The sequence below is a fragment of the Arthrobacter sp. D1-29 genome (genome assembly GCF_054130585.1).
Genome location: NZ_CP096383.1, coordinates 4,977,667 through 4,996,254 on the forward strand (window position 1 = coordinate 4,977,667; position 18,588 = coordinate 4,996,254).

Genomic DNA, 18,588 nt, shown 5'->3' on the forward strand with positions numbered 1-18,588 from the left:
AGGTCAGCCGTTGGAGCGTCTGTCACTGGAAGTCCAGGAACACTGTTTCGCCCTCACCCTGCAGGCGGACGTCCCAGGTGAGCCCGCCGTCGGGGTCCCGGCGGGCGATGAGGGTCTTGCGGCGGTCCATATCAAGCGAGCTGAGCAGCGGATCGGCGGCCAGGGCTTCCTCGTTTTCGGGAAGGTAGATGCGGGTGAAGAGACGGTTCGTGAGGCCGCGGGCGAAAACCGCCACCGCGATGAACGGTGCGGCGCCTGCCTCGGTGGGACCGGGGTTGACGGTGGTGAAGGTGTAGACGCCGGAGTAGCCCACGGCAGCGCGGCCCCAACCGGTGAAGGTGTAGCCGTCGCGGACCAGGGAGCCGGTGCGCTGCACGACTTTGCCGTCGGCGTCGGGCTGCCAGATTTCCAGGATGGCGTCCGGGACAGTCTCCCCGGCGCCGTCGTACACAGTGCCCTGGAGCCGGATGGAACCTGGCGAGCCCGGCGCAAGGAGTTCGTTGTCCTTTTCATAGGGCAGGGCGTAGCCGTAGAAGGGTCCGATGGTCTGGCCGGGGGTGGCCACAAGTTTGGGAGTCGTGTTCACGTTATTCCTCATCTCCGGCCGCGCCGAGCGCCTCGTTTTCGGTCCAGGTCCGTTTGGATCCTGTCAGGACGATGTCCCAGTTGTAGCCCAATGCCCATTCGGGTTCGGTGAGGCTGTGGTCGTAGCTGGCCACCAGGCGGTCCCGGGCGTCCTGGTCCACAATCGACTGGTAGATGGGGTCCAGCGGGAACAGCTGATCCCCGGGGAAGTACATCTGCGTAATGATGCGCTGGGTGAACTCTGTGCCGAACAGCGAGAAGTGGATGTGGGCCGGACGCCAGGCGTTCAGGTGGTTCTTCCAGGGATAGGCACCTGGCTTGATGGTGACGAACCGGTAGGAACCATCCGTGCCCGTAATGCAGCGGCCAATGCCGGTGAAGTTGGGATCAAGGGGCGCGGGGTGCTGGTCCCGCTTGTGGATGTACCGGCCGGACGCGTTGGCCTGCCAGATTTCCACCAGCTGCCCTGCCACCGGGCGGCCGTTTCCGTCGAGCACTTTGCCCTGCACAATGATCCGCTCACCCTGGGGTTCACCGTTGTGCTGGATGGTCAGGTCGGATTCGAGCTGGTGTACGTCCTGGTGCCCGAAGGCCGGCGAGTACAGCTCGATGGTCTCCGGGTCCGCGTGGTGCAGGCTCTTGGTGGGATGGCGCAGGATACTGCTGCGGTACGGCGGGTAGTCCAGCCGGGGCTGCGTTTCGGCCGGGGTGCCCTCCTTCAGCTTCCGCGCGTAGGCGTCGCTCATGGCGTTGATCTCTGCACTGAGATCGGCCTGGGTTTCGATGGCGCGGTCCAGGGGCAGGTGCGCGGCACGGGGTTCCGCATGCGGTACGAGCTCGTCGGTCCCAAGCTGGTTGGCTTCTTGCGGCACGGCTGGCTCCTTTCGGGTGGGTGGTTGTTCTTGCGGATTTAGAAACGGTGGAGTGAGTCGTACTGGACGGCGTGGCGCACCGGAGCGTTGGGCGCCCCATAGCCGCCGTAGTTGCCCCGGCGTTCCACCATTTCGAAGAACACACTGCCTACGGTGGCCGTGTAGAAATGGAGGAATTCCCCGTCGGCATCCCGGTCATACAGGAGGTTGAGGTCCTGAAGCGTGGCCAGGAACTTCGGTTCAAGTTTGAACCGGGCGTCCAGGTCCTCGTAGTAGTTGGCCGGAATCTGCAGGAACTCAAGGCCCCGGTCCCGGGCGGACCGCGCCGTTGCCACGAGGTCGTCCACGGCGAAGGCGATATGTTCCTGGTACGTTTTTCGGATCTCGCTCTGGGCCTGCTGCACGGGTGCGAGATTCAGCACCAGCCGTACGGCGCCGTCGGAAGTCTGCATGACCTGCGAGCGGACCAGCCCGCTGGGGCTCGGAACTTCGGCGAAGGGCTGCGGTTCCAGGGCCAGCGCGCTGGTGTAGAAAAGAACGGCTTCGTCAAAGTGCTGCCACGGCTGGGCAAGGTTCACGTGGTCAATGACAGCATGAGCGGTGGCGCCGTCCCGCAGGGAAGGGTGTTCCAGGTCCCCTCCAGATTGCGCCTGTCCAGACTCATGCGCCTGGCCAGACTCGTTCGCCTGGCCAAATTCAGCAGTCCAGGCTGCGGTGCCGTCCGGGCTGCCTTGGCACAGGAAGATCTCGGTGGAGTCCGGCGCGGAGATGCCCTGGAAGACTTCCTCGTCGGCCTGCACCTTCCGGGCCACCACCGGCGCCTTGAGTTGCTGTGCCCTGGCGGAAGCAATCAGGGGCGAATCGACGTCGAACCCCAGCGCGGCGATAGCCGGTTCCGAGTGCGACGCCGCCTGCTCGTTGATGATCACGCGGGCCTGGCCCATGGTCCAGAGCTGGACGTCCTTGGTGCGGTGGCGTCCGTTGAATTCGAAGCCGAGCTGCCCCAAGAGCTTCTCGAGCTGAACGGTGTCCTCGGCCTTGACCTCGGCGAAGTTGAATCCGGCCGGTTCGCTCACCTTGGGCAGCGTGGCCAGTTCCATGGGATAACGACGGCGGGAGCCAGGAGCGCTGCCGGCCTTGACTTCGACGGAGGCCCCGGCAAGCCACGCGGCGCTCTGTTCCTCAAGCCAGATCAGCGAGCGCATGGCGTCCACGGCAGTGCGGTCAACGTCGGACTGGCGGAAGACGTCGTTGAAGACCTCCAGCGACACCGGCCCTGAATACCCGGCCCGGACAACATGGCCCATGAACTTGGCGAGGTCGAACTGGCCTTCGCCGGGGAACACGCGGTAGTGCCGGCTCCAGGAAAGCACGTCCAGGGACAGCTTGGGGGCATCGGCCACCTGAACGAAGAAGATCTTTTCCGGCTTGAAGGCCTCGATGGGTGCGGTGTCCCAGTTGCGGGAAAGGATGTGGAAGGAGTCCAGGCACGTGCCCAGGTTGGGGTGGTCCACGGCCTCCACCAGCCGGTGGGCGTGCTCGTAGTCGTTGACGTACTTGCCCCAGGCGAGGGCTTCGTAGGCGACGTTGACCCCGTACTCCCCGGCGAGTTCGGCCAGGCGGCCCAGCTGCTCGGTGCGGAGGTCGTCGCTGTCGACGCTGGCGGTGGCCACGTTGGAGCACACCAGGATGGTGTCCACGCCCAGGCGGGACATAAGCCTGAATTTGGCTTCGGCGCGGCGAAGGTTCGCGGCCAGCAGCTCGTCAGGAACACTGTCGAAGTCGCGGAACGGCTGATAGAGGTCCAGGGTGAGGCCAAGGTCCGCTGCCATCTTGCGGATGTCCTCCGGCGTCAGCGGTGACGTGACCAGGTCCTGTTCGAAGACTTCGATCCCGTCGAAGCCGGCGATGGCGCACGCCTGCATCTTTTCCTTCAGGGTGCCGGAGAGGCAGACGGTGGCAATTCCGGTGCGCATCAGGCGGCCACCTCTTCTGCGGCAACGAGCTCCAGGAAGTGCGAACGCATGCGCCCGGCGTCAGGTTCCAGGCCGGTGAAGATCCGGAAGGCGTCAGCTGCCTGCCCCACGGCCATGCGCCCGCCGTCCAGGACCTCGCAGCCTTTGTCCCTCGCAGCCAGCACAAGCTCCGTGTCGATGGGACGGTAGACGATGTCCGCCACCCAATGCCGGGGTTCCAGCAGGTCAAGGTCCAGGGGCACTCCCGGGTGGGCTGCCATCCCCACCGGGGTGCAGTGCACCAGGCCGTCGGCCAGCGGCATCAGCTGCGGCAGCTCCGCCGTCGTCCGCGCTGTCACGGTGCGGTCCGGGAAGAAGCCGGCCAGTTGGGCGGCTCGGGCCGCGCCCCGGGCAGGGTCCATGTCCACCAGGTTCAGCTGCTGCACTCCAGCGGTGAGCAGGGCATAGGCGACGGCGGATCCGGCGCCGCCTGCTCCGAGCTGGACCACGCGGTCCAGTCGGGCGCCGGGCAGTCCGGAGGCAAGGGCGGCAGCGAACCCGGAGAAGTCTGTGTTGTGGCCAACGAACCGGCCGTCCTCAATCACTACGGTGTTGACCGCGCCCAGCCTGCGGGCATCATGGGAAACCTCGTCCAGGTGCTGAAGGACCAGCTGCTTGCACGGGTGGGTGATGTTCAAGCCATTGAAACCCAGGCTGCGGGCGCTCTTCAGCAGGTCACCGACGGATTCTGCCGGCTCCTTGATTTCGAGGAGATCGATGGGCCGGTAAAGGTAGCGCAGGCCCTGCACGTCACCTTCGCGTTCGTGCATGTGGGGAGTGAGTGATGGCATCACGCCATCGCCGACCAGTCCCACAAGGTAGGACTCAGTTCGATTACTCATCCGGGCAGCTCCTTCGATACGGCACCGGGCGGGCAGCGTGGCTCAAGGCGGACGCTGCGGACCAGGTAGGGATTACAGTACAGCACTTGTTCACTGCTCGCACGCTTGTTCTAGATACGAACAAAGGAGTTCGACGACGGTCCGCTGGCGAGCATTGTGGCCTTCCGAAGCCGCTCATCTCTGGGGCAACCGGGCCGACAGCTCGGCTGCCGCATCCTGCAACAGCGGCACGTGGGCGAGCAACGCATCGAGCTCAAGGCGGAAGACCGGCACGGCGGTGGCCAGTGATGCGAAAGCATGGCCCTGTCCATTCAGGAGGGGAACAGCCACGGCCCTCATGCCGATTTCATTCTCCTCGTCCATGACGGCGTAGCCCTGGCGCCGAACCTGCTCGATTTCGGCACGGAAGGCCGCGCGGTCGGTGATGGAATGCTCGGTGAGTGGCTCGAGTTCCAGCTCCTGCAGCAGGCGTTCGCGCTCGGAGTCTTCGGCGAAGGCCACCAGCGCCTTACCCACAGCGGTGGTGTGCAGGGCGCCGAGGTGGCCAGGATCGCTGGTGACGCGGAACATCTGCGGGCCATCCACCTTGTTGACGGTCAGGTGATGATGGCCGTCCCTGACGCTGAGGATGGTGGCCTCGCCAGTCTGTTCCGTCACGCGGCGCAGGACAGGCAGCGCGGTGCCGGCGAAGCCGTGGTGGTTGGACGCCCGCTGGCCCAGCTGGAAGATCCGCAGGCCCAGGTGGTAGCGGCGGCCATCCGGTTCATAATCCACAAAACCGTCCCGGGTCAGCGAACCCAGCAACCGGTACGTGGTGCTGAAGGGCAACTCGGCACGGCGCGAGATCTCCGCGGCACTGGCCCCGCGGGGCTCATCACCGAGGAGCACCAGCAGGCCCAGGGCTTTGCCTACCATGTCCGTCCGGTCTGATCCTTTGGCTGCCGCTCCCTTGGTTTCAGCAGATGGCGCGTCAGCGGGTGGCGCGCCAGCGGGTTGGGCATCAGCGGGCTGGGCGTCAGCGGAGGGGCCGTGGGCGGGCTGGGCGTCAGCGGAAGGCTGGTGGGAGGTTGCGTCGTGGGCGGCTGTGGTTTGGTTCACACTCATAGATCGATGTTCCCACATCGTGGCAACTATTTCTAGATGGTGATTATTTTCTTGACAGGTGACCACCCTCACAGCCATCATTGCTGTATCGCACAAGTAGCTCCCACCATGTGGCTACTAGTCCGGGTCCTTCAGTGGATCCAGCCACACCCCCGCACTCCCGCCTTCACCCAGGCAGCGGCGGCTGCGACCCTCCAGGTCCATCCCAGACAATGTCGTCACACAAAAGGAACTCCATGAGCCAGACACTTCCGTCCGCGGAGCCGGGCACTGTCGCCCCGGCCGGGACACCGAAGAAGGCCGCCGTCGCCAGCTTCCTGGGCAGCGCCGTCGAGTACTACGACTTCTTCATCTTCGGTTCGGCGGCCGCCCTGATTTTTCCCACAGTCTTCTTCCCCAGCGCCGACGCCAACGCAGCCATCATGTCCTTCGCCACCTTCGGCTTTGCTTACGTGGCGCGTCCCGTGGGCGCGGTCATCCTGGGGCACTTCGGTGACAGGGTGGGCCGGCAGAAAGTGCTGATGTTCACCCTGGTGCTGATGGGCGCCTCAACGTTCCTGATCGGCTGCCTGCCGGACTTCAACACCGTTGGCTGGTGGGCACCGGCGCTGCTGGTGCTGGCTCGGCTGTGCCAGGGCCTCTCGGCAGCCGGCGAACAGGCAGGCGCCTCCTCCATGACCTTGGAACACGCGCCGGACAACCGCCGCTCGTTCTTTACATCCTGGACCCTTACCGGCACCCAGGGCGGCCAGATCCTCGCCGCCCTCGTCTTTATCCCGGTCCTGGCCCTTCCTGACGAGATCAAGTACGGCATCGGCTGGCGCGTCCCGTTCTGGCTGAGCGCCGTGGTGGTGCTGGTGGCGTTCTTCATCCGACGCACGCTGCACGAACCGCCGGCCTTCGAAGAGGCCCAGAAGACCGCCCAGATTTCCAAACTCCCCGTCGCCGATCTCCTGAAATCCCACTGGCGCGACGTGCTGCGTGTTGTCTGCTGCGCCTTCATCGCTGCCGTTTCCACCGTGTTCGGTACCCTCGCCATCAGCTACGCCAAAACAGTTGCCGGTGTTGACGGGACCACCACACTGTGGCTGGTGGTTGGCGCCAACCTGGTGGCCCTGGGAACGCAGCCCGTGTTCGGAATGCTCGCCGACCGGGTTGGCCGCAAGCCTGTCTTCATCTACGGCGCCCTTTCCAGTGCCGTGCTGACCCCCGTTTTCCTGCTCAGCCTGGAATCCGGCAGCGTCCCGCTCATGTTCCTCGCCGCCATCGGATTCTTCTCCTGCGGCTATGCTGCCTCCAATGCTGTCTGGCCGTCCTTCTACGCCGAGATGTTCAGCACCAAAGTCCGCTTCTCTGGCCTGGCCATCGGCACCCAGCTTGGCTTCCTGATGGCAGGTTTTGCGCCGGCTGTCGTGGCAGCCATGGGCGGGATCAAGCCAGGAGGCTGGGTCCAGATCAGCATCTTCACCGCAATCATCTGCGTGGTGGCGGCCACTTCAGCCCTCACCGCCAAGGAAACGTTCAAAACCCCCACAAAGCAGCTCGGCCTGAAGTAAGGCATTCGGCGGCAGCGCCCTGACGCTCCTGTCCGCTTGGTGGCCGGAAGCCCGGCGTGTCCCATGATGCGCCGGGCTTTCGGCGCGTTGGGTGTTTGCGCCTGGAACGTTCCGCGCCGTCGCGGAGCAAGAGGTCCAGAAGCTCGACGGCGTGGCGTGGCCCGTAGAGGGCGGAGCATTCAATAGGGCACGAACGTTCAACGGCGATCTGCTGGCTGGGACGCCGCTGCTGCAAAGTTCGACGTCGGATGGCTGGCTGGGACGCCGCCCCAGGTGCCGCACCTGGCCCGATCCTAAAATGTCAGACCCTCGCAAGATGATAGATACATGGATAGCGGGGCAGTGGTGAAGGCGTTTGCGGCAATCGACGCCGCCTTTGCTGCGCTGACTGCGGAAGTAACGGACGCTTCCCCTGCGGCCTCCTCTGGTGCCGATGCGCTCCGCCTTCTGGCCGATGGTTGCCTGGAAGTCCTTGAGGGGGCGAGGCGGACAGAGGCGCAAATGGCGGCTCTGAAGGCCCACGCTGCCGTGAAGTTCGCTGATACCACCAAGTCGATCGCAGGGCCGGCGGCGTCGCCACAGGATGCCACGGCGCAAGAGATGGCTGTGACTGCCGAGATCGCCTGCGTGCTGACCGTTGGTTCCCGTGCCGCTGGTGCATTGCTGTCCCAAGCACAGCAACTCACCACAGCATTGCCGCTCACCCTCACAGCGTTGCAGCTCGGAACTATCTCCTGGCAGCACGCCAGGGCAATGGTCGATGAATCCGCCTGTCTTGATCCCGCCGGCGCCGCCTCGCTGGAAGCGCATTTCCTCGATCCGGACGCCCTGGACGCGGCCCGCGGCTGCCCCGCGGGCGAAATGCCCGCGTCCCGGTTCCGCGCCATGGCGCGAACCTGGCGTGAACGCCACCACAAGGAGAGCATCGAGAAGCGGCACGCCAAGGGGCACCTGGACCGGCGGGTGGAATACACTCCGGATCAGGACGGCATGGCCTGGCTCTCCGCCTATCTTCCTGCAACCGAGGCCAGCGGAATCTGGAACCGGATCACCGCCATTTCCCGCAGCCTGCAGGGGCCAGCCGAGGCCCGAACCCTCACCCAGCTGCGGACCGACGTGCTCGCCACCGCACTCCTCAGCAGCGGAAACGGCGGGAGCAGCGGGGACGGCGACAGCAGCGGGAATGGCAAGAGTATCGGAAACGGCGGGAGCAGCGGGAATGGCCAAGAAATGGCCCCCGGGCAGGTCCCGTCGCCCCGGGCACAGGTCCTGGTCACTGTGCCGGTGTTTTCCCTGCTGGGGGCTCAGATGAGCCGGCGATGCTGGACGGGTACGGGCCCATCCCCGCTTCGATGGCCAGGGACGTCGTCGCGAACGGGGCCGACTCCTTCTACCGTGTGCTGATTGACCCGCGGGATGGGGCACCTCTGGAGATCGGCCGCACGAGTTACCGGCTCACCAAAGCGATGCGGAACTGGCTGCGGATGAGGGACGGCAAGTGTCCGTTCCCCGGCTGCAGCAACCAGTCGCTGGACAATGAAGCAGACCACCTCCTCGCATGGCACCATGGCGGAACCACAGGGATCAGCAACCTCGGGCAGCCGTGCCCCAAACACCATCGGCTCCGACACACCAGCGGCTGGAAACCCACGCCGGCCACAAAGAACGAACCGCCCGGCTGGATCTCACCCTCAGGCCGCCATTACAAAAGTGAACACCAGGACTGGGAACCACCACATTGGCCTAAAGCATTGAAGCCCGAACTGCAATCAAACACGGACCGGCCGCACGCAACGCCGGGTAATGCTTCCTGTCACTCCCCGGACTTCCATCACACCGGACTGTCCCTGGGAGAGAACGGCTTGGAGCGGTTCCTGCACGCCCGTGCGTAAGGAGGCGTGCTCCTGGTGATCATCCACACTTGGATACAAAACGGCAATCCAGAAACAACAATGCTGTGGAGGCCAATATCTCCGGACCATCGGCTCCTCTGGGCTGCTGGAAGGAGCCGCGCCTATGGCCGTGCCTCCATCTCCGATCAGCCAACACTTCCCGGGGCAGCACCCTTATGGCCTGCCCGTCTCCAATACAGACTCCAGATCGAAGTTAACCGGTTCTTCCAGCTGCTCGTAGGTGCATGACTCCGGATCCCGGTCCGGCCGCCAACGGTTGAACTGCGCGGTGTGGCGGAACCGGTCCCCCTCCATGTGGTCGTACCTGACCTCAACCACCAGCTCGGGGCGGAGCGGCACAAAGGACAGATCCTTGCCTGCGCTCCAACGGCTGCCCTCGGCGTTCCGCGGTGTGCGTTCACCTTCCTCCTGCTTGGCCCACGCCCAGGGGTGACCGTCGAAATCGGTAACCAGCGGCTGAAGCTCCCTAAACAGTTCCTGGCGGCGCTTCATCGGAAAGGCGCCAATGACCCCCACACTGGCCAGGACGCCGTCGTCCTTGTACAGACCCAGCAGAAGCGAACCGACAGCGTCCTCCCCATTCTTGTGGACCCGGTAGCCAGCCACCACACAGTCCGCCGTGCGTTCGTGCTTGACCTTGAACATCACGCGCTTGTCCGGCTGGTACCGGCCGTCGAGAGGCTTGGCCACTATCCCGTCCAGGCCTGCGCCCTCAAACTGCTGGAACCACTGTTCCGCCAGGTCTTTGTCCTGCGTGGCGGCGGTGAGATGGACAGGAGCCCGGCTGGCGGCGAGCGCCTTCTCCAGGGCAGCGCGCCGCTCGGCGAACGGCCGGTCCATGTAATCGTCGTCGCCGAGGGCCAGCAGGTCGAAGGCCACGAACTTCGCCGGGGTCTGGGCAGCAAGAAGCTTGACGCGGCTGGCCGCAGGGTGGATGCGCTGCTGCAGGGCGTCAAAATCGAGCCTGTCCCCGGAAGCGCCCACGAGCACGATCTCGCCGTCCAGCACACACTTCGGCGGAAGGTTCTCCTTCAGCGCTTCCACCAGCTCGGGGAAGTACCGGGTCATGGGCTTCTCGTTCCGGCTGCCGATCTCCACGTCGTCCCCGTCGCGGAAAATAATGGACCGGAAACCGTCCCATTTGGGCTCGTAACTCAGGGCACGCCCCGCCGGGATACCACCAATTCCGCTGACGGATTTGGCGAGCATTGGCGGGACAGGCGGCATCACGGGAAGTTGCATAGTGCCCATTCTTACCCGGCGGCCGCGCCGGCGGTAGGCCTAGGGCACCTCAAGCCGGCCCTCGACACAGGACACCGCCGGACGGTAGACCTTAACGATGGTCACCGTCGGCTTTCACGCCTCACATGAACAGATCAGTCCCGCCCAGCTGCTCAAGGACGTCCAGCACGCAGAACAGGCGGGTTTTGACGCCGCCATGTGCTCGGACCACATCGAGCCCTGGTCCGCCAGGCAGGGACACTCCGGCTTTGCCTGGTCCTGGCTGGGAGCTGCACTGGCCACCACCAACCTCAGCTTCGGCGTGGTGACGGCACCCGGGCAGCGCTACCACCCCGCCATCATCGCGCACGCCTCTGCCACGCTTGCCGGAATGTTTCCCGGCAGGTTCTGGATGGCCCCCGGCAGCGGGGAGAACATGAACGAGCACGTCACCGGCGATGCCTGGCCGCCGAAGGAGACCCGCCAGCGCCGGCTCGAGGAATGTGTGGACGTGATCCGGCGCCTGCACCGCGGTGAGGAAGTGACCCACCACGGCCTGGTGACCGTTGAACAGGCAAGGATCTGGGACGTTCCCGAGCCTCCGCCTCCCCTGATCGCGCCGGCCATCAGTGTGGACACCGCACGCCGCGCCGCCTCCTGGGCCGACGGCCTGGTGACAGTCAACCAGTCGGCCGCGAAGCTGAAGGACATGCTGGCCGCGTACCGGGACAACGGCGGCCGCGGAAAGGCAGTCCTGCAGGTGCATTTGTCCTGGGCCCCGAGTGAAAGAGAAGCAACGGCGGTGGCGCTGGACCAGTGGCGCAGCAATACTTTCGCTCCGCCCATCCCCTGGGATCTCCCCACCGCCGGGCATTTTGACGGCGTCAGCGGCCACGTGGGCGAGGACCAGGTGCGGAAATCCGTCAACGTCTCGGCCAGCCTGGACCGTCATGCCGAGTGGCTTGCCGGCTACGGAGAGCTCGGCTTCGAGGAGCTCTACCTGCATTTTGTGGGCCAGGAGCAGGGACCCTTCATTGAGGCTTTCGCAGCCGATGTCCTTCCCCGGCTCCGTGGGACCGTCGCAAGGGAGAATCCGGTCAAAGTGACGCAGGCAAACGAGACCATGGCAAAGGCGGCCACACCATGAGGATCGCGGAAACTTCAGACCTCTGGTGGAAGAACTCGGTCATCTACTGCCTGGACGTGGAGACCTTTTTCGACGACGACGGCGACGGCACCGGCGACTTCGCCGGCCTCACCCAGCGAGTGGACTACCTCGCAGCACTGGGCGTTACATGCATCTGGCTGATGCCGTTCTACCCGTCGCCGGACCGGGATGACGGCTATGACGTCACTGACTTCTTCACCGTAGATCCCCGGTTGGGCACCATGGGGGACCTCGTGGAGTTCATCCGCGCGGCCAAGGACCGGGGCATGCGGGTCATCGCCGACTTCGTGGTCAACCACACCTCCATCCAGCATCCCTGGTTCCAGGAAGCCCGGAAATCGACGGACAACCCCTACCGGGACTATTACGTCTGGCGGAAGGACACTCCGCCGGACACCTCGTCCGAAGTGGTGTTTCCGGGGGAGCAAACGTCGCTGTGGACCAAGGATGACGCCACCGGCGAGTGGTACCTCCACATGTTCGCGGAGCACCAGCCGGACCTCAACGTCACCCACCCGGCTGTCCGGAACGAGATCGCCAAGGCAATGGGCCTGTGGCTTGAGCTGGGGCTGGACGGCTTTCGGCTGGATGCCGTCCCGTTCTTCCTGGAAACCCGCGGCCAGCCCAAGGACGAGGCCGCGAACCTTGATCCGCATGAGTACCTGACGGCGCTGCGCAGCTTCGTGAACCGCCGGAACGGCAGCGCGGTGCTGTTGGGCGAAGTCAACCTGCCCTACAAGGAGCAGCTGGAATACTTCGGCGGGCCCGACGGCAATGAGCTGAACATGCAGTTCGACTTTATGTCCATGCAGCACCTCTACCTGTCCCTGGCGCGACAGGATGCCCGGCCCTTGGCCGAGACCCTCAAAAGCAGGCCCGCCCTGCACCCGGACAACCAGTGGGCCATGTTCGTCCGCAACCACGACGAGCTGACGCTGGACAAGCTCAGCGACGCCGAACGGCAGGAAGTTTTCGCCGCCTTCGGTCCCGAGAAATCCATGCAGATCTACGGCCGCGGGCTGCGCCGCCGGCTGCCGCCAATGCTCGGCGGTGATGCGGACAGGATCCGGATGGTCTATTCGTTGCTGTTCTGCCTGCCCGGGACCCCTGTGCTCTTGTACGGCGAGGAGATCGGCATGGGCGAGGACCTGAAGCAGAAAAGCCGGGCCGCCGTCCGAACCCCGATGCAGTGGAACAACGGGAAGAACGGGGGCTTCTCGGATGCCAAGGCCTCAGACCTGGTGGTTCCGCTGGTGCGCGGCGAGTACGGGCCGGAGAATGTCAGTGCGGCGGCCGCCAAACGGGATCCTGATTCCCTCTGGAACTTTATGGCCATCCTGATGCAGCGGTACCGTGAGTCGCCGGAGCTGGGGTGGGGCCACTTCGCCATGATGGACCAGCCGGAGCCTGCGGTCTTCGCCCACACCTGCAGCTCGGACGGCGCCACCATGGTGCTGCTGCACAACCTCGGCGAGGACCCGGTGAAAGTCGCCGGCAGGGCAGGGCCGGAGGACACCGGGCCGCGAGCGTACAAGGGTGCCGTCCTGCTGGACGTGCTCGACGGCGACAATGTGCCTTTGGAACCCGACGGCGCCTTCACGGTGGAGCTGGGCCGTTATGGTTACAAATGGTTCAGGGTGCACCATCCCGGCGACCGGCTGGCGCCGTGACTGGCTGCGGGCCCACCAGCGATTACGCTTCCCGGCGCAGCACCTTCACTTCCCACGGACGAAGCTCAAATCCCGGGGAGGCCGGGTAGTTCCCTAAAACCTGGACGGCATCTGACTGGACGATATCTGACCAGGCTGGGATCCCGACGTCGGCCGTTTGTGGCGCCCCGGAAAAATTGCCCAGCACCAGAAGCTCGGCGCCCGGCAGCGAGCGCCGGAAGGCGTAGACGTGCGGGTCCTCAGGCAGGAGCATGGTGAAATCGCCGTCGGCCACTACCGGATCCGTGTGGCGCAGCGCAATGACCTGGCGGTAGAAGTTGTACACGGAATCCGGGTCGTCCACCTGGGCAGCGGCATTGATGGTGTTGGCATTGGGATTTACAGCGATCCAGGGGGACCCGGTAGTGAAGCCGCCATGCCTGCTGGCGTCCCATTGGACCGGGGTGCGGGCGTTGTCCCGGTTCAGTGGCGCCAGGGCGGCGAGGACTTCGGCATCCGTGTGGCCAAGGTGGGTGGTGGCTTCCCGGTGGTGGTTGAGGACCTCGATGTCGCGGTAGTCGCTGATGGCGCCGAACGTCATGTTGGTCATGCCCAGCTCTTCGCCCTGATAGACGTACGGGGTTCCGCGGTGCAGGTGGAGGACAGCGGCCAGCATCTTGGCTGACAGCTCACGGTACTGGCCGTCATCCCCGAACCGCGAGACTGCGCGGGCCTGGTCGTGGTTTCCCCAGTACAGGCTGTTCCAGCCGCGCTCCCCCAGCGCCTCCTGCCAGCGGCCAAGGGACTTCTTGAGGTCTGTGAGCTGGAGCTTCCTGGGCCGCCACTTATTGCCACCCTCCTGGTCCAGCGCCACGTGTTCGAACTGGAACACCATGTCCACTTCGCCGCGCGCGGGATCGGTGAACAGAAGGGCGTCCTCAACCGTGACTCCGGGCATTTCCCCCACCGTCAGCAGATCCTTGTCCCTGCCCTCGAAGACCTCCTGATGCATTTCCTGGAGGAACTCGTGGATCCTTGGCCCAGAAATGTAGTGCGGAGCGCCGTCGCCGTACAGCATGCCGTCCGCCCTGGGCCCATCAGGCAAGGCAGGATCCTTGGAGATGAAGTTGATGACGTCCATCCGGAAGCCGTCCACGCCCCGGTCCAGCCACCAGTTCATCATGTCGTAGATGGCGGCCCGGACCTCCGGGTTTTCCCAATTCAGGTCAGGCTGCTTCTTGGAGAACAGGTGCAGGTAATACTCCCCGCTGGCCTGGTCGTACTCCCACGCCGGGCCGGAGAAGGCGGAACCCCAGTTGTTGGGTTCGGCTCCCGGAGCGCCCGGTTCCATGCCGTCGCGTGCCGGCCGCCACCAGTACCAATCCTGCTTGGGGCTGTCCTTGCCGGAACGGGATTCCATGAACCAGGGGTGCTCGTCCGAGGTATGGTTCACCACCAGGTCCATCACCAGCTTCATGCCGCGGGCATGCAGGCCGTTGAGCAGTTCGTCCAGCGTCTCCAGATCACCGAACACCGGATCGATGTCACGGTAGTCGCTGATGTCATACCCGTTGTCGTCCTGCGGCGAGCGGTACACCGGGGAGAGCCACACGACGTCCACCCCCAGCCGGTGCAAGTAGTCCAGCCGCCCGATGATCCCCCGGAGGTCGCCCACGCCGTCGCCGTCCGAATCGGCGAAGCTCCGCGGGTAGATCTGGTAGACCACGGCATTCCTGAACCACTCCCGTCCCGTGCGGGACATCTCGCGCTGGGTTTCCTGGCTGGTCATCTGTTCCTCCTGGGTACGGCGGCGGATGCAGGATCAGTGAACGCCATTCCTCCCCCGCCCGCAAGGCCATGCGCAGGGAATTTTGTGCAGACGCTGCGGCGGCCAGAAAAACCTCTCTCCTTTCCGGCTCAGCGCCCACCCTTTCTGCTCTGGAACGCAGCCCGTGCCAAAACAGCCCATCGAAACGCAGCCGTCTGAACACACACTCCTGCTGCGAAGAAGCCCACGGGCCCGCGCGCGCCCACGCGGGCGCCCACGCCGGAGCCGAGCATCGGAGCCCAGCCTTACCAGCGGGTGAAGCCGGCAAACGGTTCGTGGCTCCGCGGTGCCGCGCTGTCCCCCGCCAGTGCCTGGATCTTCTCGAGCACGCCGGCCCGGGGGGTGCCAGCGGGGAGCTTGAGGTGCTCGCCCTGGTCGCGGCCGGGGCGTCCAACCATGAGATCGCGGACCGGCTTTTCCTCAGCGACCGCACCGTCCACCGTCACGTGAGTCACATCTTCGACAAGCTGGGGGTGCACTCGCGCACCGCGGCTGCCGCGGTGGCTATCCGGGACCGGCTCATCGGCGCGTGAGCTACTTTTCGTAGGGTCCGAGGTCCGGTCCGGACACGAACCGGACTGTCCGGCTGGTGCTGCCGTGCAGTTCCAAGATGGCCAGTTCGTTGGTTCCCTTACGCAGCAGCGGGCCGGGGACGTACAGGGTCTTCTGCGGTCCGCGGCTCCAGTACCGGCCCAGGTTGAAGCCGTTGATGAAGGCGTTGCCTTTGGTCCAGCCGTCCAGCCGGAGGTACCGGTCCCCGGGTCCGTCCGCCTCGAAGTCTGCGAAGGAGACTGAGGGCCCGGGCACGCCACCCTGCCCGGCGCGTTCCTTGTCCCCGGTGCCTTCCCTGCCCGCGGCATCTTTCCCGGCGTCTACCCCATCCCCAGCGACGCCGCCCTCCCCTGCCACAAGGCCATCGAGGGATCCGCCCGGGAATCCGGCTGCCGCACGGAGTCCGCCCAGGTTCCCGAAATCCAACGGCCGGATGTCCCACTCCAGGAGCTCAACGCCGTCGAGCTTCACCGGTGCCATCAGGCCCTTGAACTCCCCGATCCGGGGGCCGTAGTTGACCCGGCCCTGGTCCTCCACCAGGACCTCAAGGCGGCCGCCGGACGGCAGGGCAATGGCCCGTTCGCCCAATTCGCGGCTGAGCACGCCCACGGGACGGCCGTCCAGGAAGAACTGTGCACGGTCCCGGACCTCGCCAACGGTCAGGACGCCGCCGCAAACAAGTTCCGTGCTGTACATGGTGAAGCCGCGGTAGTGCCCGGCGTCTTCGGTAGTGGGCGCCGGCCCTTCCACACGGGCGGGAGCGCCCAGGACGTCGAGGCAATCCAGGACGGACACGGAGCTGGTCACCGAAATGCTTTCCGATGGGGCCTCCCGGCGGCTGGCCGGACGTTCCGCCGGCACCGGGAAGTACTTGGCGATGACGTCCCGGAAGGCGAAGTACTTTTCCGTGGGGAAGCCGTCCTCGGTCAGCGGTGCGTCGTAGTCGTAGGAGGTGATGGTGGGCTCGTAAATGCCCTTGTCATTGGCGCCATTGGTGAACCCGAAGTTGGTGCCGCCGTGGAACATGTAGATGTTCACGGACGCTCCCGCGGCCAGCAGGGCATCCAGCTCGGCTGCGGACGCGGCGGCGTTGGTGGTGTGGTGGTGGGTGCCCCAGTTGTCGAACCAGCCGTTCCAGAACTCCGCGCACATCAGCGGTCCGTCAGGCTGGTGCTCACGGAGGAACGCCAACCGCTCCGTGGCCCGTGAGCCGAAAGTGGCCGTCTTGTGCAGTTCAGGAAGCGAGCCGTCTTCGATCATGGTGCCGAATGGCTGATCGCAGGTGAAGAGCGGAATGTCCACGCCTTCCCGTTTCGCCAGGTCCACGAGGTGCTGCAGGTACGCCTTGTCCTTCCCGTACGCACCATATTCGTTTTCGATCTGCAGCATAATGACGGGTCCGCCCCGGCTGATCTGCCGCGCCACCACGATGGGCAGTATGGCTTGGAAGAAGCTGTCGATGGCGGCAAGGTAGCCCGGTTCGCTGGTCCGGATTCCTACGCTGGGGTCGTTGAAAAGCCAGGCCGGAAGCCCGCCGTTGTCCCATTCCGCACAGATGAAGGGGCCGGGCCGAACAATGGCCTGCATGCCTTCTGCCGCCACCAGGTCAAGGAACCGGCCCAGGTCCAGCTGTCCTTCCGAGGCAAAAACTCCCGGCAAAGGGCAGTGTTCATTCCAGGGCACATACGTCTCGATGGTGTTCAGGCCCATCAGCCTGGCCTTGTGGATGCGGTCTGCCCACAGGTCCGGGTGGACCCGGAAGTAGTGGATTGCACCGGACAGGACCCGGAACGGCTCGCCGTCAAGCAGGAAGTCCTGGCTGCCGATTTCAAAAGTCCTCATGGAACGTAACTCTCCTTTAGCGTCCGGCACCAGGACTCGGACAAAATCTACATAATCTATCTCTTATTTCAACCATTAGAATAACTGGGGAAACCTGCCATGGGAAGGCATTTCTCCAGTCTGCGGATGACGTTCCCATTGCGGAACCGCCGCCGGCCTTTTTCCCAGGCCTTATTCCGCGCCTGCGGGAAGTTTCGCGCCCCGCCGGGTGGCTCCCGGCCCGGTGCGTCCCCGGCTGGGCACCCCCACCTGTTCCAGGAAGCTTTCCAGTGCCAGCGTGGCCATGCCCAGCGTGACGGAATTTCCCGCCACCGTAGACAGGCCCACCTGGACGGCGCGGCCGGCGCTGGGCAACATCTCCTGTGACAGGTACTTCTCAGTGACGTCCAGCAGCTCCTTGCCGATGCTTCCTGCTGTCCAGCCCAGGACACTGACGTGGTCCGGGTTGATGAAATTGATCAGGTTGCCCAGGGCCGCCGCAAAGTAGCGCCCAGTGACCTCAATAAGTTCCAGGCAGTCGGCATCGCCGTCGGACAGCCCCTTGGCGACATCCGAAACGAACTCGCGCTGGCGGTCACCCGTGAGGAGATCGTGGGAGGCATTGATTTCGGCCATGGTCTGCTGCAGGCCAGGGACGCCGAGGTAGGCCTCCACACAACCCCTGCGGCCACAGCGGCACAGGCGGCCGTCGAAGACCAGAGTTGTATGGCCCCACTCACCAGCCGTGTTGCTGGCTCCGCGAACCAGCTCACCGTCAATCGCCAGGCCTGCCCCCACGCCGGTCCCCAGGTTCACGGTGGCCACGTTGTTCACCAGCCGGCCCGCGCCAAACCAGAGTTCGGCAATGGCGATGGCGCGCAGCGGGTTGTCCACGTCCACGGGAAGCCCGATGGCTTCGGACAGCAGCGACTGGATCCGTACTTCATGCCAGTCCCAGTTCGGCGCGAAGACGGACACGCCGCGCTGGGGGTCCACCTGGCCGGGAAGGCTGACCCCCGCCCGCAGGAGCCGGTCCCTGGTGATGCCGGCGTCCGCTGCGGCTTGTTCGATGACGCCCGCCACGTGCCGGACCAGTGCGGCCGGCTCGTTTTCCTCGATGGCCAGCTCGCTTTCGGCCTTGCCGATCACCCCGAGGGCGAGATCGTAGATGTCCACGTGGATGTAGGTTTCAGCGACGTCCACGCCCACCAGGGCTCCGCGTTCAGGGGATATTTTCAGCCGGGTGACGGGCCGCCCTCCGCCGGAGTCCTCCCTGCCGGCCTCCACTAGCACTCCCACCTCGATCAGTTCCCCGACGATGTTGGATATGGTGGCGAAGCTCAGGCCCGTGGCGGCCGCCAACTCCTGGCGGGTGGCGGTGCGGAGTGAGTACAGGCCGCGGAGCAGCGCGAACCGGCTCTCGTTGCGGATGTCCCTTGAGGTTCTCTTCGGCATGGTCTGT

Annotated in this window: 14 protein-coding genes and 1 pseudogene; 5 read left to right on the forward strand and 10 right to left on the reverse strand. The window is 65.1% G+C overall.

All coding sequences use genetic code 11. The annotated features are described in order from the left end of the window. Positions 1–22: 22 nt before the first annotated feature. The 5 genes from pcaG to M1E17_RS22695 all read right to left on the reverse strand — a co-directional run bounded on the left by pcaG (position 23) and on the right by M1E17_RS22695 (position 5,418). A complete protein-coding gene (gene pcaG / locus M1E17_RS22675; protein WP_457964354.1) occupies positions 23–586 on the reverse strand; it encodes a protocatechuate 3,4-dioxygenase subunit alpha in 564 nt (187 codons plus the stop codon). A 1-nt stretch (position 587) separates the two neighbouring features. After that, the gene (gene pcaH, locus M1E17_RS22680) at positions 588–1,457 is read right to left on the reverse strand and encodes a protocatechuate 3,4-dioxygenase subunit beta (RefSeq protein ID WP_457964355.1); all 870 of its coding nucleotides are present in this window, start codon (positions 1,455–1,457) and stop codon (positions 588–590) included. Positions 1,458–1,495: 38 nt separating this feature from the next. Continuing rightward, positions 1,496–3,433 (reverse strand): bifunctional sugar phosphate isomerase/epimerase/4-hydroxyphenylpyruvate dioxygenase family protein, encoded by a 1,938-nt coding sequence (locus tag M1E17_RS22685; protein ID WP_457964356.1) that lies wholly within the window; start codon positions 3,431–3,433, stop codon positions 1,496–1,498. Beyond that, positions 3,433–4,314 carry a shikimate dehydrogenase gene (locus tag M1E17_RS22690; RefSeq protein WP_457964357.1) on the reverse strand — a complete coding sequence of 294 codons (882 nt, stop codon included), beginning with the start codon at positions 4,312–4,314 and terminating at the stop codon, positions 3,433–3,435. The genes M1E17_RS22685 and M1E17_RS22690 overlap by 1 nt, the downstream gene beginning before the upstream one ends. 174 nt (positions 4,315–4,488) lie before the next feature. After that, positions 4,489–5,418: an IclR family transcriptional regulator gene (locus M1E17_RS22695; protein WP_457964359.1), complete on the reverse strand. Its 930-nt coding sequence runs from the start codon at positions 5,416–5,418 to the stop codon at positions 4,489–4,491. A 236-nt stretch (positions 5,419–5,654) separates the two neighbouring features. On the opposite strand from M1E17_RS22695, the gene M1E17_RS22700 reads away from it, so the two are divergent. Continuing rightward, complete coding sequence (locus M1E17_RS22700) at positions 5,655–6,974, forward strand: MFS transporter (RefSeq protein WP_457964361.1); 1,320 nt, start codon at positions 5,655–5,657, stop codon at positions 6,972–6,974. 327 nt (positions 6,975–7,301) lie between these two features. Further along, positions 7,302–8,866 (forward strand): annotated as a pseudogene (locus M1E17_RS22705) (DUF222 domain-containing protein). A 174-nt stretch (positions 8,867–9,040) separates the two neighbouring features. Here M1E17_RS22705 and M1E17_RS22710 read toward each other — a convergent pair. Continuing rightward, complete coding sequence (locus tag M1E17_RS22710; RefSeq protein ID WP_457964363.1) at positions 9,041–10,129, reverse strand: ATP-dependent DNA ligase; 1,089 nt, start codon at positions 10,127–10,129, stop codon at positions 9,041–9,043. Positions 10,130–10,226: 97 nt separating this feature from the next. Between M1E17_RS22710 and M1E17_RS22715 the strand changes: the two genes are divergently transcribed. Both M1E17_RS22715 and M1E17_RS22720 read left to right on the forward strand, forming a co-directional pair. After that, positions 10,227–11,255, forward strand: a complete 1,029-nt coding sequence (locus tag M1E17_RS22715) for a TIGR03885 family FMN-dependent LLM class oxidoreductase (RefSeq protein WP_457964365.1) — start codon at positions 10,227–10,229, stop codon at positions 11,253–11,255. Further along, complete coding sequence (locus M1E17_RS22720) at positions 11,252–12,946, forward strand: alpha-amylase family protein (protein ID WP_457964367.1); 1,695 nt, start codon at positions 11,252–11,254, stop codon at positions 12,944–12,946. Before M1E17_RS22715 ends, M1E17_RS22720 begins: the two co-directional genes overlap by 4 nt. Before the next feature lie 22 nt (positions 12,947–12,968). Here M1E17_RS22720 and M1E17_RS22725 read toward each other — a convergent pair whose 3' ends face one another. Then, positions 12,969–14,714 (reverse strand): glycoside hydrolase family 13 protein, encoded by a 1,746-nt coding sequence (locus M1E17_RS22725; RefSeq protein ID WP_457964369.1) that lies wholly within the window; start codon positions 14,712–14,714, stop codon positions 12,969–12,971. Between the two features lie 284 nt (positions 14,715–14,998). Next, complete coding sequence (locus M1E17_RS22730; RefSeq protein ID WP_457967970.1) at positions 14,999–15,208, reverse strand: hypothetical protein; 210 nt, start codon at positions 15,206–15,208, stop codon at positions 14,999–15,001. On the opposite strand from M1E17_RS22730, the gene M1E17_RS22735 reads away from it, so the two are divergent. Beyond that, the gene (locus tag M1E17_RS22735; protein WP_457967901.1) at positions 15,155–15,286 is read left to right on the forward strand and encodes a response regulator transcription factor; all 132 of its coding nucleotides are present in this window, start codon (positions 15,155–15,157) and stop codon (positions 15,284–15,286) included. The two genes, M1E17_RS22730 and M1E17_RS22735, sit on opposite strands and share 54 nt — an antisense overlap. 1 nt (position 15,287) lies before the next feature. Here the strand turns inward: M1E17_RS22735 and M1E17_RS22740 are convergent, their stop codons facing one another. Continuing rightward, positions 15,288–17,147, reverse strand: coding sequence for a beta-galactosidase (locus M1E17_RS22740; protein ID WP_457964371.1), 1,860 nt, complete (start codon positions 17,145–17,147; stop codon positions 15,288–15,290). Positions 17,148–17,318: 171 nt separating this feature from the next. Next, positions 17,319–18,581, reverse strand: coding sequence for an ROK family protein (locus M1E17_RS22745; RefSeq protein WP_457964372.1), 1,263 nt, complete (start codon positions 18,579–18,581; stop codon positions 17,319–17,321). Between the last annotated feature and the right edge of the window lie 7 nt (positions 18,582–18,588).

Excerpts from the sequence above, each read along its gene's own strand:
- M1E17_RS22695 (WP_457964359.1), bottom strand. The coding sequence starts at position 5,418 with ATGAGTGTGAACCAAACCACAGCCGCCCACGACGCAACCTCCCACCAG.
- M1E17_RS22690 (WP_457964357.1), bottom strand. The coding sequence starts at position 4,314 with ATGAGTAATCGAACTGAGTCCTACCTTGTGGGACTGGTCGGCGATGGC.
- M1E17_RS22740 (WP_457964371.1), bottom strand. The coding sequence starts at position 17,147 with ATGAGGACTTTTGAAATCGGCAGCCAGGACTTCCTGCTTGACGGCGAG.
- M1E17_RS22725 (WP_457964369.1), bottom strand. The coding sequence starts at position 14,714 with ATGACCAGCCAGGAAACCCAGCGCGAGATGTCCCGCACGGGACGGGAG.
- M1E17_RS22715 (WP_457964365.1), top strand. The coding sequence starts at position 10,227 with ATGGTCACCGTCGGCTTTCACGCCTCACATGAACAGATCAGTCCCGCC.
- M1E17_RS22710 (WP_457964363.1), bottom strand. The coding sequence starts at position 10,129 with ATGCAACTTCCCGTGATGCCGCCTGTCCCGCCAATGCTCGCCAAATCC.
- M1E17_RS22685 (WP_457964356.1), bottom strand. The coding sequence starts at position 3,433 with ATGCGCACCGGAATTGCCACCGTCTGCCTCTCCGGCACCCTGAAGGAA.
- M1E17_RS22745 (WP_457964372.1), bottom strand. The coding sequence starts at position 18,581 with ATGCCGAAGAGAACCTCAAGGGACATCCGCAACGAGAGCCGGTTCGCG.
- M1E17_RS22700 (WP_457964361.1), top strand. The coding sequence starts at position 5,655 with ATGAGCCAGACACTTCCGTCCGCGGAGCCGGGCACTGTCGCCCCGGCC.
- M1E17_RS22720 (WP_457964367.1), top strand. The coding sequence starts at position 11,252 with ATGAGGATCGCGGAAACTTCAGACCTCTGGTGGAAGAACTCGGTCATC.